This is a genomic window from Mesorhizobium sp. M1307 (assembly GCF_040318155.1).
Classification (GTDB): domain Bacteria; phylum Pseudomonadota; class Alphaproteobacteria; order Rhizobiales; family Rhizobiaceae; genus Mesorhizobium.
In genome coordinates, this window is record NZ_JAMYLR010000110.1 from 1 (window position 1) to 865 (window position 865).

Below are 865 nucleotides of genomic sequence, written 5' to 3' on the forward strand. Positions count from 1 at the left end.
TGAAACCGCCGGGCCTTGCCCGCGCAAAGTCACGATTTAGGCAATAAAATCAACAGTTTGACGTTTGTGGACGGAAACTAGCTAGTGCCCGTCCACAAACGGTAAGCTGCTGAAATTACTGGAGGAACCACCAAATTTCCGCAGGAAAGGCCTGACGGTTTCAGGTACACCTTAGATCATGCCACTGATTCTAAAGGGAAACCCGCAACCGCCGGAGCCGACAATGCGCCGTTAGTGGTATGAGATCGCCACAAGGAAGATCATTGTCGAACAGACGTTCGAATTTGGCACTGTGAATCGGCGTGCAAAATTGACCCCATAAGCCGGGGAATCGGCGTCCAATTTTGCCCCCCCCTGATGCTTTGATTTGCGACCATCAGCTCGTCGTGGCGAGCGGGTGGTGTGGGGATGAAGTCGGTGGATACGATTGCCCGGGTTCGGCGCGCCTTCCATGTGCAGGGATGGTCGCTCAAGCGGATTTGCCGCGAACTGCATGTGTCGCGGAACACCGTCCGCAGGATTCTTAGATCCGATGAGACATCGTTCTCCTACGAACGCGAGCGGCAGCCCAAGCCGAAGATCGGTCCGTGGCAGGATGAGCTTGACGGGTTTTTGAATGGCAACCGTGGCAAGGCGGCGCGCGAGCAACTGACACTGATCCGGATCTACGAAGAGCTTTGCAGCCTCGGCTACGAAGGAGGCTATGACGCCGTCCGCCGATACGCGAAGAGCTGGGCGAAGGCGCAGGGGTCGGCGACGGCGGACGCCTATGTGCCGCTATTCTTCGCGCCGGGCGAGGCCTACCAGTTCGACTGGAGCCACGAGATCGTCCTGATCAACGGCGTGACAGTGACCGTGAAGGTCG

The 865-nt window shown here is 57.7% G+C and carries 1 protein-coding gene; it reads left to right on the forward strand.

Going from position 1 to position 865, the window contains the following annotated elements:
- Positions 1-408 precede the first annotated feature (408 nt).
- The coding region (locus NKH16_RS34845) for a helix-turn-helix domain-containing protein (RefSeq protein ID WP_352903973.1) at positions 409-865 on the forward strand (457 nt) is incomplete at its 3' end.